Genomic DNA, 13,099 nt, shown 5'->3' with positions numbered 1-13,099 from the left:
GTAAATGGTCAGGTTGTCAGACGGCCGCGGCTCAGTCCAGCGCCGGTCGCGGCCCCGCGCCCGGCCCTCTCCGCCGCCCTTCGAGGACGGCGGAGACGGGCCGGCCGCGGGCGTGCCACTCGACGACGTTCCGGGCCTGTTCGAGCACGTAGTCAAGGGTGCTGGCCGCCGACAGGTACGCGGCGTGCGGTGTGACGAGCACCCGGGGATGGCGGACGAGCGGGTCGCCTGGCTCGGGCGGCTCCTGCGGCAGCACGTCGAGGGCGGCGCCGGACAGGCGGCCCTCGTCCAGGCACCGCAGGAACGCGCGGTGGTCGACGAGGCCCGCGCGCGACACGTTCACGAGCGCCGCGCCCGCGCGCATCAGGCCGAGCCGCCGGGCGTCCAGCAGGTTCCGGGTGGCATCGGTCAGGGGCAGGTGCAGGCTGACGACGTCGCTGCACGCCAGCAGCGCGTCGAGCTCCATCGACTCGACGCCGTCCACCTCGGCGGCGACGGGGTCGTGCCCGACGACGCGGCCGGCGAGCGGGCGGACGAAGCCGGCATAGCGGCGTCCGATCCGCCCGAGGCCGACGACGCCGACGGTCGTCTCCGAGAGCCGCCGCAGGTCGTGCCGCGTGCCGTCCCACATCCCGGCGCGGACGTCGCGGTCCAGCCGGGGCAGCCCGCGCAGCAGGGCGAGCGTCATGGCGAGCGCGTGGGACGCGACCTCCTCGGTCGCGGCGCCCGGAACGTTGGCGACCCAGACACCGCGTTCGCGGCAGGCGTCGAGGTCCACCATGTCGTAGCCGACCGACTGCGTGGCGACCAGGCCCACGCCGGGAAGCGCGTCGAGCAGCGACGGGCCGACCTCGGCGTAGCCGAGCAGGAGCGCGTCCGCGTCCGCGGCGGCGGCCACGATGTCCGCGGGCGCGGGCGTGCGGGCGAACCGCACCGCGAACCCGGCCCGCTCCAGCAGTTCCACGCCGGGTGCCGGGTCGGTGTCGACCACGTCGGTGTAGACGGCGACGGGTTTCGTCATGCCATGCCCCTCGCGGCGCGGCTCTCCTCGCGGACGTGGATGAGCGTGGGGCGGTCCGCGTCCAGGGCCGCCTTGATCTCGCCGGTCAGCTCGGCGGCGTCCTCGACCCGGACGCCGCGGCAGCCCAGCGAGCGGGCGAGCGCGGGGAAGTCGGGCCGGCCGAGGGCCACGGCGTGCACCGGCTCGTCCCGGTCCGCCATCTCGTTGCGGATCTCGCCGTAGCCGCCGTTGTCGACGACGACGACGGGCAGCGCGATCCCGAGCTCGGCCGCCGCGGCCAGCTCGGCGACGGTGAACATCGTGCCGCCGTCGCCCTGCAGGACGAGCACGGCGGTGTCCGGGTGGGCGGTCTTGGCGCCGATGCCCGCGGGGAGGCCGAAGCCGAGCGTGCCGCCCCCGGTCGGATAGAGGAAGGCGCCAGGACGGTGCAGGGGCAGGTTCGACAGCGCGCCGTAGTAGCAGGCCATCGCGCTGTCGGACGCCACGATCGCGTCGCGGGGCAGCGCCTCAGCGATCGCGGACACGATCCGCAGCCAGGGCGCGCCCTCCTCCCGCGCGGCCGCCCGGTGCAGGTCGCGCCATCTCGCGGCCCGCTCCGGAGCGTCCGCCGGCGCCGGGACGTCGAGCCGTTCCAGCAGGGCGCGGAGCGCGAGTGCGGCGTCCCCGACGAGGGACACCGCCGGGATCACGTTGGTCACGATCTGCGCCGGGTCGACGTCGACGCGCAGCACCTTGCCGGACAGGTCGGGCAGCCCGATCCACCAGTCGGACGGGGCGAACTCCGTCCCCACCGCGATGACGAGGTCGCTGTCGTCCATGAGCTCCAGGACGCACCGGTGCTGGAGCCCGGCGCCCACGAAGAGCGGGTGGTCCTCCGGGACGACGCCCTTGCCGTTGGCGGTGGACACGACCGGGGCGCCGACCGCCTCCGCCAGGGAGAGCGCCTCGTCGCCGGCGCGCGCCGCTCCCCCGCCGACGACGAGCACCGGCCGCCGCGCGGCGGCGCACGCCGCCGCTCCGGCCTCGACCGCCTCCGCCGCCGGAGTGCGGGCCGCGGCCGGGACGGGACCGGGCACGGTCACGTCCGCCTGCTCTTCGAGCAGGTCGAGGGGTATCTCCAGATGGACCGGGCGGGGGCGTCCCGAGACCAGGTCCGTCCACGCCTGGGCCACGGCGAGCGGGATCTCCTCGACGCTCGTCACCCGGTGGCTCCGGCCGAGGACGGCCGCCATGGCGGCGCTCTGGTCCTTGACCTCGTGGAGGAGGCCGTTGCCCCGGCCCGGGTGGCGCAGCGGCATCCCGGGGGACACGAAGAGAACCGGCACCGAGTCCGAGTACGCCTGCGCCGCGGCGGCGGCCGCGTTGAGGATCGCCGGGCCGGTCGTGGTCAGGCAGACGGCCGGCCGTCCGGACGACCGCGCGTACCCGTCCGCGGCGTAGCCGGCGCCCTGCTCGTGGCGCGGCGAGACGTGCCGGATCCCGTGCCGCTCCATGGCCGCGTAGACCGTGAGGTTGTGCGTCCCCGGGATCCCGAAGATCGTGTCCACGCCGTGCGCGGCCAGCGCGGCGACGAGTGCCTCGCCGCCCGTCATGCTCGTCATGCTGCTCACTCCTTCCGGGTCAGTCGAGGACGCAGGCGTCGCGGACGTCCCAGTACGCGTTCACCCGCGCGCCGGGGGCCACCCCGTCCGGGGTCCGGGGGACCTCGGTGCTCGCCACCAGCCGCCGGCCGGCGTCCGTGCGCAACTGGACGGTGCGGCTGCTGCCGAGGTAGATGCAGTCCTCCACGATCGCCTCGACGCGGTCCATCGTGTCAGGGACGGGGTCGCCCGCGAGGGCGATGCCGAGACGTTCCGGCCGGATCAGCAGGGACGCGCCGCCCTCGTCCGCGGCCCCGTCGAGCCGGAAGCTGCGGCCGCTGTCCTCGTCGACGAAGCTCCCGCCCCGGACGGTGCCGGTGAAGACGTTGGAGGCCCCGACGAACTCCGCGCTGTAGCGGCTGTTCGGCTCGGCGTAGAGCTGCTCGGGCGTGCCGAGCTGGACGATGCGCCCGTTCCGCAGCAGGGCGATGCGGTCGGACATCGTCAGCGCCTCGTCCTGGTCGTGCGTGACGAAGACGAAGGTGATGCCCATCTCCCGGTGGAGCCGCCGGATCTCCAGCTGGAGCTGCTCGCGGAGCAGCTTGTCGAGCGCGCCGAGGGGCTCGTCCATGAGCAGCACGCGGGGGCGGAAGACGATCGCCCGCGCGAGCGCCACGCGCTGCTGCTGGCCGCCCGACAGCTCGGCCGGGCGGCGGGCGCCGAGGTGGCCGAGCTCGACGAGGTCGAGGGTCTCGGCGACCCGCCGCCGGATCTCCGCCTTGGCGGTCTTCTGCCGCTTGAGGGGGAAGGCGATGTTGTCGGCGACCGACATGTGCGGGAAGAGCGCGTAGTGCTGGAACACCATCCCGAAGCCGCGCTTGTGCGGTGGCAGGGAGGTGATGTCCCGGCCGTCCACCTCGACGGTCCCGGACGTGGGCCGGGTGAAGCCGGCGACGATGTTCAGCAGGGTGGACTTGCCCGAGCCGGACGCGCCGAGCAGGGTCAGGAACTCCCCCGCCCGGACGTCGAGGTCGACGGCCTCCAGCACGGTGTTGTCGCCGTACTCCTTGCTGACTGCGCCGATGGAGATCGGGGCGCCGGTCGACGCCGGGGCGGGCGTCGTCTCTAGGGCTGCGGTCATGTCATGCACCTGTGTTCGTTGCGGGGCGTGCCGTGCGGCGGCGGGCGACCTGCCGGATCAGCCGGGTCAGGCCGAGGACGATGAAGGAGCCGAAGATGACGATCAGCACCAGCGTCGAGAGGGCCGCGACGGTGGGATCGATCTGGACCCGGATGCCGGACCACATCTGGACGGGCAGGGTCGTCATCTCCGGGCCGGAGAGGAAGATCGCGGTGACGACCTCGTCCCAGCTGATGAAGAAGGCGAACAGCCCGCCGGCGAGGACGCTCGGGAGGATGAGCGGGAGGGTCACCTTGAAGAAGGTCGTGACCGGTCCCGCGCCGAGGCTCATCGCGGCCATCTCGAGCCGCCGGTCGACCGAGACCAGCCCCGCCACGACGTTGATCACGACGTAGGGGACGGCCAGGCACGTGTGGACCAGGACGAAGCCGAGCGTCGTCTGCGTGAGCCCGAGCTCCAGGAAGGCGATGTAGGCCGCCAGGCCGACGATGACGTAGGGGACGATCAGCGGCGCCAGCAGTACCGCCATGATCGTGTTGCGGAACGGGAGGCTGCCGCGCACCAGGGCGAGGGCCGCGAGGACGCCGAGGACGACCGCGCAGACCGACGACAGCAGCGCGACGTTGAGGCTCGCCAGGGCCGAGTCGATCCAGACCGGGTCGTCCAGGATGTTGCGGAACCAGCGCAGCGACATCTCGCCGGGCGGGAAGGACAGGAACGAGCTGTCCGAGAACGACATCGGGACGACGATGAGGACCGGCAGGACGAGGTAGACGCCGACGACGGCGGCCAGGGTCACGAGTCCGGCACGGGTGAGGATCTTTGTCATGGCTGCCGCATCAGGTGTTTCTGGAGGTCGACGAACCGTCCGGCCACCACGAGCAGGAGGAGGGTGGTGAGCAGGAGCATCGTCGCGAGGGCCGCGGCGAAGCCGAAGCGGAGCACGGTGCTGACCTGCTGCACGATCAGCTCGCCGATCATCGTGTTCTTCGGGCCGCCGAGCAGCGCCGGTGTGATGTAGTACCCGAGCGCCTGGACGAACGTGAGCAGCACCGCCGCCGCGACGCCGGGCGCGCTGAGCGGCACGAAGATCCGCCAGAACGCGCCGGCCGGGCGGTCGCCGAGCGACTCCGCCGCCTGGAGCAGCCGCCGGTCGATGCCCTGCATGGTCGCGTAGATCGGCAGCACCGCGAAGGGCAGCGCGACCTGCACCATGCCGAAGACGACGCCGGTGAGCGTGCGGATCAGCGGGATCGGCTGGTCGACGAGGTCGAGCGACTGGAGCGTCGAGTTGAAGGCGCCGGTGTCCCGGAGGAAGAGCACGAGCGCGAAGCTGCGCACCAGGATGCTCGTCCAGAACGGGACGAGGACCAGCCCCAGCATGATCATCCGCCAGCCGGGCCCGACGAGCGTCATCAGGTAGGCGTAGGGGTAGGCGAGCGCGAGCGTCACCACCGTGACGATCGTCGCGATCAGGAACGTGTTGCCGAGGACGCGCGGGTACACGGCGTTCGCGAAGACGTCGCGGTAGTTCTGGAGGCCGACGGTCGGGTCCGTCAGGCTGCGGGACAGCATGACGACGAGCGGCACCACGAACACCAGGACGAGGAAGACCAGCAGCGGCAGGACCAGGACGCCCCAGCCGTCGAAGCGCGTCCAGCGGGGCAGCCGCAGCGGGCGGGGCCGCCCCCGGACCCTGCCCGCCGAGGAGTCAGCGGTGGCCGACGTCACTTGGCGATCCACGCGTTCAGTCGCTCGGTCACACCGTCGTAGTTCTTGGCCCAGTAGGCGTAGTCCACGAGACCCGCGGAGCTCTGCGCGTTGGCGGGGAAGCCCGGCAGCTCCTTGCGGACGTTCTCGGGCACCAGGTCGAGCGCCTTCGCACTGGCCGGGCCGTAGATCGACGCCTCGGCGTCCGCGGCCTGCGCCTTGGGGTTGTCGAGGAACCAGCGCATCCACTCGAAGGCGAGGTCCTTGTTCGGGTAGCCCTTCGGCACCACGATCTGGTCGTAGGAGACCAGGTTCTCCTTCCACTCGTTCGCGACCTTCTCCCCCGCCTGCTGGGCCTGGAAGATCCGGCCGCTCCACGCCTGGACGAGGGGCGCCTCACCGCTGGCCAGCATCTGGGTCATCTGGTCGCCGGTGTCGAAGAAGACGATGTCGCGCTTGATCGAGTCGAGCTTCTTGAAGGCCCGGTCGATGTCGAGCGGGTAGAGCTGGTCGGGCTTGACGCCGTCCGCGAGGAGCGCGGCCTCGAACATGCCGCCGGTCGCGTACTTCCAGAAGCCCCGCTTGCCGGGGAAGCGCTGGGTGTCGAAGAACTCGGCCCACGTCGTCGGGTGCGCGCCCGAGAAGGTCTTGGAGTTGTACGCGATCGTGAAGGAGTACTGCAGGATCGGGATGGCGCACGGGCCGATCTGGTTCTCGGCGACGCCCGTCGCCTTGGCCTTGTCGAGGATGTCCTGCGGCAGCTTCTCCAGCAGCCCGCCCTCGCAGGCCGTGTTCGCGAAGTTCGGCTCCACCTCGGTCGGCCCCGAGGTGACCTTGCCCGCCTCCACCTGCGCCTTGATCTTGGCGTAGTCGGTGGGAGAGTCCTGCTTGATCGTGACGCCCTTGGTCTTGGCCCAGGGGGTGAAGTAGGAGTCGACGTGCGCCTTCTGGGCGGCCCCGCCCCACATGGTCACCGTGAGCGACGAATCGGAGGCGCCCGAGCCGCCGCCGCAGGCGCTCAACGCGACGGCCAAGCCCGCCGCCGAGGCGATGGCGAGCAACCTGGTGGTCTTCATCGACCCTCCCGTTCCGGGGGTTGTTTGACTGATGCGTCAGTTAATGTCGTACACCGTGACGTGCGCCACGCTCGGTGTCAAGAGGTCACCGGCAACTTCTCGCCCACCGGACCCCGCGCCGTCGCATCACCCTCGGAAACCGCCGTCCGCCTCACCGAAGCGCTGGTCAACGCGCTGCCGCACCCCCGGCCGCCGGAGAATCCGGCGCCCCGGGCGACCGTTCGCGAACCCGGGCCACGACCCCGCCCGAACAAGCGCCGTCGGCGGGGCCGCCGCTCGGGTGAGCGGAACGGCCCCGCCGAATGGGACGAACTGTGCGCGCCGAAATGCGCATTCGCCGGGAACTCTGACAGCAGGTCAAAAGTCCGGTTTCATGCGGCGCGCGGCGGCGCAGTAGACGCCTGAGCTAACGCCCGGAAAAAGCCACCACGCCCGGAATTGCGGACGCCTGATCGTCAGGCGGCGGCGGTGAGCGGCAGGCCGGCGCGGGCGCTCGCGGCGTACTCGTCGTCGATGGCGACCACGCGCCGTCCGGCGGCGGCCAGCAGCGAGGCGGCGATGGCGGCGCGGTAGCCGCCCGCGCAGTGCACCCACACCTCGCCGCCCGGCACCTCGTCCAGGCGCTTCGGCAGGTCCTGCAGCGGGATGTGCACGGCGCCGTCGATGTGCGACTCGTCCCACTCCAGGGCACGGCGCACGTCGAGGACCACGACCGGGCGGTGGTGCCGGACGGCCGCCAGTTCCTCGAACGACGCCCGCGGGAAGGACGCGAGGTCCTCGGCGCCCGCCCAGCGCTCGGGGCCGCCGGTGGCCGACGCGGCCGGGCGGTCGATCCCGATGCGGACGAGTTCGCGCTGGGCGTCCGCCACGTCCTCGGGTGTCTCCCCCAGCAGCGTCAACGGCGTGCCCCACGGGACGAGCCAGCCGAGGTAGGTCGCGAAACTGCCGTCCAGCCCGAAGTTGAGCGTTCCGGCCATGTGCCCGGCCGCGAACGCCGTCCGGGTCCGCAGGTCGACGACCCACTCCCCGGCCTCGATGCGGCGGCGCAGTTCGGCGGCGTCCGCGCGGCGCGCCTCCGACAGATCGGGCGCCTCCGGCCCGGCGGTGTTGGCCGGCTCCATGTGGGCGTAGTAGGCGGGCCAGGCGTCCAGGCCGGCCAGCAGCCCCTCGACGTACTCCTTCTCGTCCAGGGTGAGCGCGGGATTGCCGCGCTTCTCCCGCCCGATCGTCGACGCCTCGGCCTCGGACTGGGTGGCCGAGCAGAAGCTGCCGAACCCGTGGGTGGGGAAGATCTCGGCGTCGTCGGGCAACTCGCGCGCCAGCCGCCGCACCGAGCCGTACTGGGCGGTCGCGAGGTCGAGGGTGTGGGACGGCCCGAGCAGGTCCGGCCGTCCGGTGGACCCGTACAGCAGCGACCCGCCGCTGAACACCGCGGGCGGCCGGCCCTCGGCCTCCAGGACGTAGGCCAGGTGCGTGAACGTGTGGCCCGGAGTCGCCAGGACCCGCACCCGCATCCGGGAGCCGACCTCGATCACGTCGCCCTCGGCCACCGCGTGGTGCTCGAAGGCCACGGGGTCGGCGGCGTTGAGGTGGTAGGCGGCACCGGTCGCCCGGGCCAGCGCCAGTCCGCCGGTCACGTAGTCGTTGTGGACGTGGGTCTCGAAGACGTCGACGACCGCCACCCGCCGGGCCTCGGCCAGGGCGAGCACCCGGTCGATGTCGCGCTGCGGGTCGATCACGAGCGCGACCTCGCCGTCGGTGACGAAGTAGCTGCGGTCCCCCAGCGTGGGAGTGTCGATCGGAACGATCTCGATCACTGGCCTGCCTCGCTCTCCGTTGTCCGCGATCTGTCGCTCATATACCCCTGGGGGTATCTTTCCTCGCACGTTAGCCGATGGACGAAGCCGGATGCAAATACCCCCTGGGGTATCCTGGAGAGCGCCAGGGGGTGCGGGCAGGCATCGCCCGGGAGGCGCGGCGGCCACCTGGCGAGGGCCACGGCGCCCGCATGCCGCTCCCGTCCGGCCCGGTCGAAACCGTCCCGCGCCGTATACCCTGGCGGGTATTAGGAGGTCAACGTGAGATTCGAGGCTGACTCGCTGGCCGACGTCCTCGTGCGCCTGCGCCGTGCGCAGGGGCAGCTCGGCGGCGTCATCCAGATGATCGAGAACGAGCGGGACTGCAAGGACGTGATCGCCCAGCTGGCGGCGGTCTCCCGGGCGCTGGACCGCGCCGGGTTCAAGATCATCGCAACGGGCCTGGAGAAGTGCGTCCAGGAGGGCGCGGATCCCGAGCAGGCCGCGGTGGACCGCGCCCAGCTGGAAAAGCTCTTCATGAGCCTCGCCTGACCGGTCGGACTTCCCCGCGGCCGGGCGGGAACGAGGGCCGCCGCGTCACCAGCTGATCGCGGCCGCCACCGGCAGGTGGTCGCTGCCGGTGGACGGCAGCGACCACGCCCTCTCCGGCTTCACGCCCCTGACCAGGACCTGGTCGATCCGGACCATCGGGAACGCCGCCGGCCAGGTGAAGCCGAAGCCGTCCCCGGCCGCGTCCTGGGCCGAGCGCATCCGCGACGTGAGGGTGTCGAACGCGCGGTCGTCCATGGTGCCGTTCAGGTCGCCGAGCAGCACCACCCGCTCGTTCTTCTCCGAGGCCACGGCCTCGGCGAGCGCCTGCGCGCCCCTGTCCCGATGGGTCGTCCAGAAGCCCGCCCTGGGATTCACCCGTACGGACCCCAGGTGGGCGACGTACACCGCCAGCGGCCCGTGGTCCGTAGCCACTGTGGTGCGGAATGCCCGGTTGTAGGTCATCTTTTCGTCGGTCGGCTTGGTCTCCCCCAGCGGGCCGTAGTCCATCTTGATGTCGATCGGCCGGGTGTCCGACAGGGGCAGCTTGCTCCACAGCCCGACCGTGCCCTGCACCGTGTGGTGCGGGTACGCCTTCGCCAGTTCCCGCTCGTACGATCCCAGGGCCTGCGTGGTCAGCTCCTGCAGAGCCAGGACGTCCGCCCCGGAGGCTGCCAGGTCGCGCGCGGCAACGGCCGGGTCGGGGTTGGCGGCGCCGACGTTGTGGCTGGCCACGGTGAGGTCGCCGCCCGGACCGGACCTGTCGCCGAGCAGCCCGCCGAAGAGGTGCAGCCACACCGCGACCGGCAGCAGCAGCGCGAGCGTCGCGGTGGCGGAGCGGCGCAAGAGCGCGGCGACCAGCAGCACCGGGATGAGCAGGCCGAGCCACGGGAGGACGGTCTCCAGCAGGCTGCCGAGGTGCATGCCACGGTTCGGGACCTCGGCGTGCAGCAGCATGAGCATGGCCAGCAACAGAGCCGGCGCCGCGAGGACCATGCCGCGCTTCCACGGGCCGGGCCGGGAGCCGAGGCGGACCGCGCGGCGGACGGCCGCGCGCCAGGCGCCGGAGCCGGTATCCGGGCCGCCGGTGCCGACCGAGCCGGTCTCCGCCGTGTCCACCTGCGTCATCGTCTGGCCTCGCTCACTGCCGCTCACCCCTGCATCCTGCATGCCGCCCAGTCAACGCGGCGCGATGTTGCCGTCGCGTATGCGGTTTTACATACGCCGGCGATATGCGCCCGTTCGTAGCATCGAGCGCATGCGCGTGCTGATCGTCGAGGACGAGCCCTACATGGCGGAGGCGATCCGCGATGGCCTCCGCCTGGAGGCCATCGCGGCCGACATCGCGGGGGACGGCGACACCGCGCTGGAACTGCTCGCCGTCAACGCCTACGACATCGCCGTCCTGGACCGCGACGTCCCCGGGCCGTCCGGCGACGAGATCGCCGAGCGCATCGTCGCCTCCGGGAGCGGCATGCCGATCATGATGCTCACCGCGGCCGACCGCCTCGACGACAAGGCCACCGGGTTCGGGCTCGGCGCCGACGACTACCTCACGAAGCCGTTCGAACTGCGCGAACTCGTGCTCAGGCTGCGGGCCCTCGACCGCAGGCGGGCCCACAGCCGGCCCCCGGTGCGGGAGATCGCGGGCCTGCGGCTGGACCCGTTCCGCCGGGAGGTGTTCCGGGACGGCCGCTACGTCGCGCTGACCCGGAAGCAGTTCGCGGTGCTCGAAGTGCTCATCGCCGCCGAAGGCGGCGTCGTCAGCGCCGAGGAACTGCTGGAGCGCGCATGGGACGAGAACGCCGACCCGTTCACCAACGCCGTCCGCATCACCGTCTCGGCGCTGCGCAAACGGCTCGGCGAGCCCTGGGTCATCGCGACCGTGCCGGGCGTCGGCTACCGCATCTCCACCGGGCCGGGAGCCGGAGGTGAGGGCGGCGGGCATGGATAGGGGCCCGGGTCTGAGCGCCCGCCTCCAGCTCACGCTCAGCTACGCCGCGTTCCTCATGCTCGCGGGTGCGCTGCTGCTCGCGGCGGTGTGGGTGTTCCTCCTGCGCTACGTCCCCGACCGCGCGCTCATCGTGCCCTCCGGCACCACCAATACGGGCGTCTTCCCCATCCGGTCGAACCTGCTGCGCGTCTTCGCCCCGCGGGCGGCGGCCGTCCTGGCCTTCCTGCTGGTCTTCGGCCTAGTGGGAGGGTGGATCCTCGCCGGCCGCATGCTCGCCCCGCTGACCCGCATCACCGGCGCCGCCCGGCTGGCCACGGAGGGGTCGCTCTCCCACCGGATCCGGCTGCCCGGCCGCCGGGACGAGTTCCGCGAACTCGCCGACGCCTTCGACGCGATGCTCGCGCGGCTCGAAGCGCACGTCGCCGAGCAGCAGCGGTTCGCGGCCAACGCCTCCCACGAGCTGCGGACCCCGCTGGCGATCTCGAAGACGCTGCTGGACGTGGCCCGCGGCGATCCGGCCCGTGACACCGGCGAGATCATCGACCGCCTCCACGCCGTCAACGGCCGGGCCATCGACCTCACCGAAGCCCTTCTGGTGCTCAGCCGCGCCGACCAGCGTGCCTTCACCCGAGAGCACGTCGACCTCTCCCTCGTGGCGGAGGAGGCCACCGAAGCGCTCCTGCCCCTGGCGGAGAAGCACGGCATCACCATCGAGACCTCGGGCGACATCGCTCCCACCGTCGGCTCACACGCGCTGCTGCTGCAACTGACCACGAACCTCGTGCAGAACGCGATCGTCCACAACCTGCCCGAACGGGGCACCGCTCGGGTCACGACCAGCGTCCGTCCCGAAACGGTGGTGCTCACCGTTGAGAACACCGGCGAGAACCTCACTGCCCAGCGAGTGTCGACGCTCACCGAGCCGTTCCAGCGCGGCACCGAACGCGTCCACACCGATCACGCGGGCGTCGGCCTCGGCCTGGCGATCGTCAAGTCCATCGCCCACGCACACGGCGGAGCGCTCACCCTCGTCCCGCGCCCCGCCGGCGGGCTCCGCATCACCGTGGAACTCCCGCGGCATTCCCTCGCACCGCTGAACGAAGCACCGGGAAACCGCTCGCGGTGCCCGGTCGGCGAACAGCCGGTCAGCGAACGGCCGGTCGGCGAACGGCCGGTCAGCGAACGGAGCGCAGGGTGAGTCTCCGGATCAGGTGCACGTCGGTGTGCGGGCCCGTGGAGGCGGCGAAGCCGAACTTGACGGTGTCGGGCAGGGGCTCGGGAGCCGGGAACCGCAGCACCCGCTGGAAGCCCTTGCCGTCCCGGAAGTCGATGTCCACCGTCACCATCGGGTCGGACCCGGGCGGCACCACGACGCGGACGACCCGCTTCACCGGTTCGAGAAGGGCCTCGGCCCGCGTCGGCTTGACCCGGGCGGGCATCTCCTTCAGGGAGCCGTGGAGCCGGCCGGGAAGCGCGGACGGCCACGGGCCGGTGTCCTTCTTGTTGGCCGTCGTGGCGTCGAGAACGCAGTAACCCTCGGTGCCGTCCCCCGGGCCGCGCGCGGTCACGATGTTGGGCCCGGGAGGAGGCGCCTGGAACCTCGTCCCGGCCGGGGAACGCCGCTCGCAGCCGTTCCCGCGCTGCTCTCCATCGCCGAAGTAGTCGCCCAGCACGTCCAGGCCGATACCGAGGTATCCGCCTTCGACACCCGGGATGAGCCGGCCTTCGGTGCTGCCGTCCGGCAGTTTCTGGGCGTAGCCGAGGCTTCCGCCGAAGGCGCCGGGCGTGGTGAGCCCTTTCTCGCCGTCGGTGAGGAAGAAGGAGATCCCGTCCGCCGGGGTCCGCGTGGTGTTGCCGTACTGCCACTGCTCGAAGGTCACCTCCAGGCCGTCCTCCGCCTGGACCGGCGAGTCGAACAGCACGGCGCCGGTCTCCTCGAAGTGGGCGTCGGTGAGCTGGAGATAGCCGTGCGGCGCCGCGCCGACCGGCGGAACGGGACCGGCCGGGTCCGGGTGGCAGCCGCCGAGCGGGTGGTTCGCGGCCTCCGCCACCCGGCCCCCGCGGTGCGCGCCCGTCAGGCACGCGGCCCCGTACCCGATGAAGCGCGAGTCGGTGACGGCTCCGGTGAACGACTCCGCGACCAGGACCGCCCTCGGACGCTGCCGCGCCGCCTGGGCGGGACCGGCCGACGCGGCGGCCGCGGCGACTCCGATCAGCGCGACGACACGAAGCATCCCACGTCTCATGCTGGACTCTTCCATTCGAATTCGAA

The 13,099-nt window shown here is 72.2% G+C and carries 12 protein-coding genes; 3 read left to right on the top strand and 9 right to left on the bottom strand.

Going from position 1 to position 13,099, the window contains the following annotated elements:
* Positions 1-31: 31 nt before the first annotated feature.
* The 7 genes from ETD96_RS03435 to ETD96_RS03405 all read right to left on the bottom strand — a co-directional run bounded on the left by ETD96_RS03435 (position 32) and on the right by ETD96_RS03405 (position 8,345).
* Positions 32-1,021, bottom strand: a complete 990-nt coding sequence (locus ETD96_RS03435; protein ID WP_138633874.1) for a C-terminal binding protein — start codon at positions 1,019-1,021, stop codon at positions 32-34.
* The gene (locus ETD96_RS03430; RefSeq protein WP_138633870.1) at positions 1,018-2,622 is read right to left on the bottom strand and encodes a 5-guanidino-2-oxopentanoate decarboxylase; all 1,605 of its coding nucleotides are present in this window, start codon (positions 2,620-2,622) and stop codon (positions 1,018-1,020) included. The genes ETD96_RS03435 and ETD96_RS03430 overlap by 4 nt, the downstream gene beginning before the upstream one ends.
* Positions 2,623-2,641: 19 nt before the next feature.
* Positions 2,642-3,742: an ABC transporter ATP-binding protein gene (locus ETD96_RS03425; protein ID WP_138633867.1), complete on the bottom strand. Its 1,101-nt coding sequence runs from the start codon at positions 3,740-3,742 to the stop codon at positions 2,642-2,644.
* Between the two features lies 1 nt (position 3,743).
* A complete protein-coding gene (locus ETD96_RS03420) occupies positions 3,744-4,571 on the bottom strand; it encodes an ABC transporter permease (RefSeq protein ID WP_138633864.1) in 828 nt (275 codons plus the stop codon).
* Positions 4,568-5,473 carry an ABC transporter permease gene (locus ETD96_RS03415; protein WP_138633861.1) on the bottom strand — a complete coding sequence of 302 codons (906 nt, stop codon included), beginning with the start codon at positions 5,471-5,473 and terminating at the stop codon, positions 4,568-4,570. The genes ETD96_RS03420 and ETD96_RS03415 overlap by 4 nt, the downstream gene beginning before the upstream one ends.
* Entirely contained in the window at positions 5,470-6,528 is a 1,059-nt protein-coding gene (locus tag ETD96_RS03410) for an ABC transporter substrate-binding protein (RefSeq protein WP_138633858.1), read from the bottom strand. The genes ETD96_RS03415 and ETD96_RS03410 overlap by 4 nt, the downstream gene beginning before the upstream one ends.
* 455 nt (positions 6,529-6,983) lie before the next feature.
* Positions 6,984-8,345, bottom strand: coding sequence for an MBL fold metallo-hydrolase (locus ETD96_RS03405; RefSeq protein ID WP_138633855.1), 1,362 nt, complete (start codon positions 8,343-8,345; stop codon positions 6,984-6,986).
* Between the two features lie 261 nt (positions 8,346-8,606).
* Here ETD96_RS03405 and ETD96_RS03400 point away from each other — a divergent pair, with 261 nt between their 5' ends.
* Positions 8,607-8,876 carry a metal-sensitive transcriptional regulator gene (locus ETD96_RS03400; RefSeq protein WP_138633853.1) on the top strand — a complete coding sequence of 90 codons (270 nt, stop codon included), beginning with the start codon at positions 8,607-8,609 and terminating at the stop codon, positions 8,874-8,876.
* A gap of 45 nt (positions 8,877-8,921) precedes the next feature.
* On the opposite strand, the gene ETD96_RS03395 is transcribed toward ETD96_RS03400, so the two are convergent.
* Positions 8,922-9,869 carry an endonuclease/exonuclease/phosphatase family protein gene (locus ETD96_RS03395; RefSeq protein WP_420884731.1) on the bottom strand — a complete coding sequence of 316 codons (948 nt, stop codon included), beginning with the start codon at positions 9,867-9,869 and terminating at the stop codon, positions 8,922-8,924.
* Positions 9,870-10,131: 262 nt separating this feature from the next.
* Here ETD96_RS03395 and ETD96_RS03390 point away from each other — a divergent pair, with 262 nt between their 5' ends.
* Both ETD96_RS03390 and ETD96_RS03385 read left to right on the top strand, forming a co-directional pair.
* Positions 10,132-10,827: a response regulator transcription factor gene (locus ETD96_RS03390; protein ID WP_138633850.1), complete on the top strand. Its 696-nt coding sequence runs from the start codon at positions 10,132-10,134 to the stop codon at positions 10,825-10,827.
* Positions 10,820-12,025, top strand: a complete 1,206-nt coding sequence (locus ETD96_RS03385) for a sensor histidine kinase (protein WP_138633847.1) — start codon at positions 10,820-10,822, stop codon at positions 12,023-12,025. Before ETD96_RS03390 ends, ETD96_RS03385 begins: the two co-directional genes overlap by 8 nt.
* Here ETD96_RS03385 and ETD96_RS03380 read toward each other — a convergent pair.
* Positions 12,003-13,061 (bottom strand): L-type lectin family protein, encoded by a 1,059-nt coding sequence (locus tag ETD96_RS03380; protein ID WP_138633844.1) that lies wholly within the window; start codon positions 13,059-13,061, stop codon positions 12,003-12,005. The two genes, ETD96_RS03385 and ETD96_RS03380, sit on opposite strands and share 23 nt — an antisense overlap.
* Between the last annotated feature and the right edge of the window lie 38 nt (positions 13,062-13,099).

The organism is Actinomadura geliboluensis (genome assembly GCF_005889745.1).
Classification (GTDB): Bacteria; Actinomycetota; Actinomycetes; order Streptosporangiales; family Streptosporangiaceae; genus Spirillospora; species Spirillospora geliboluensis.
Note: the sequence above shows the minus strand (reverse complement) of the source record. Positions and strands in the feature narration are given on the sequence as shown.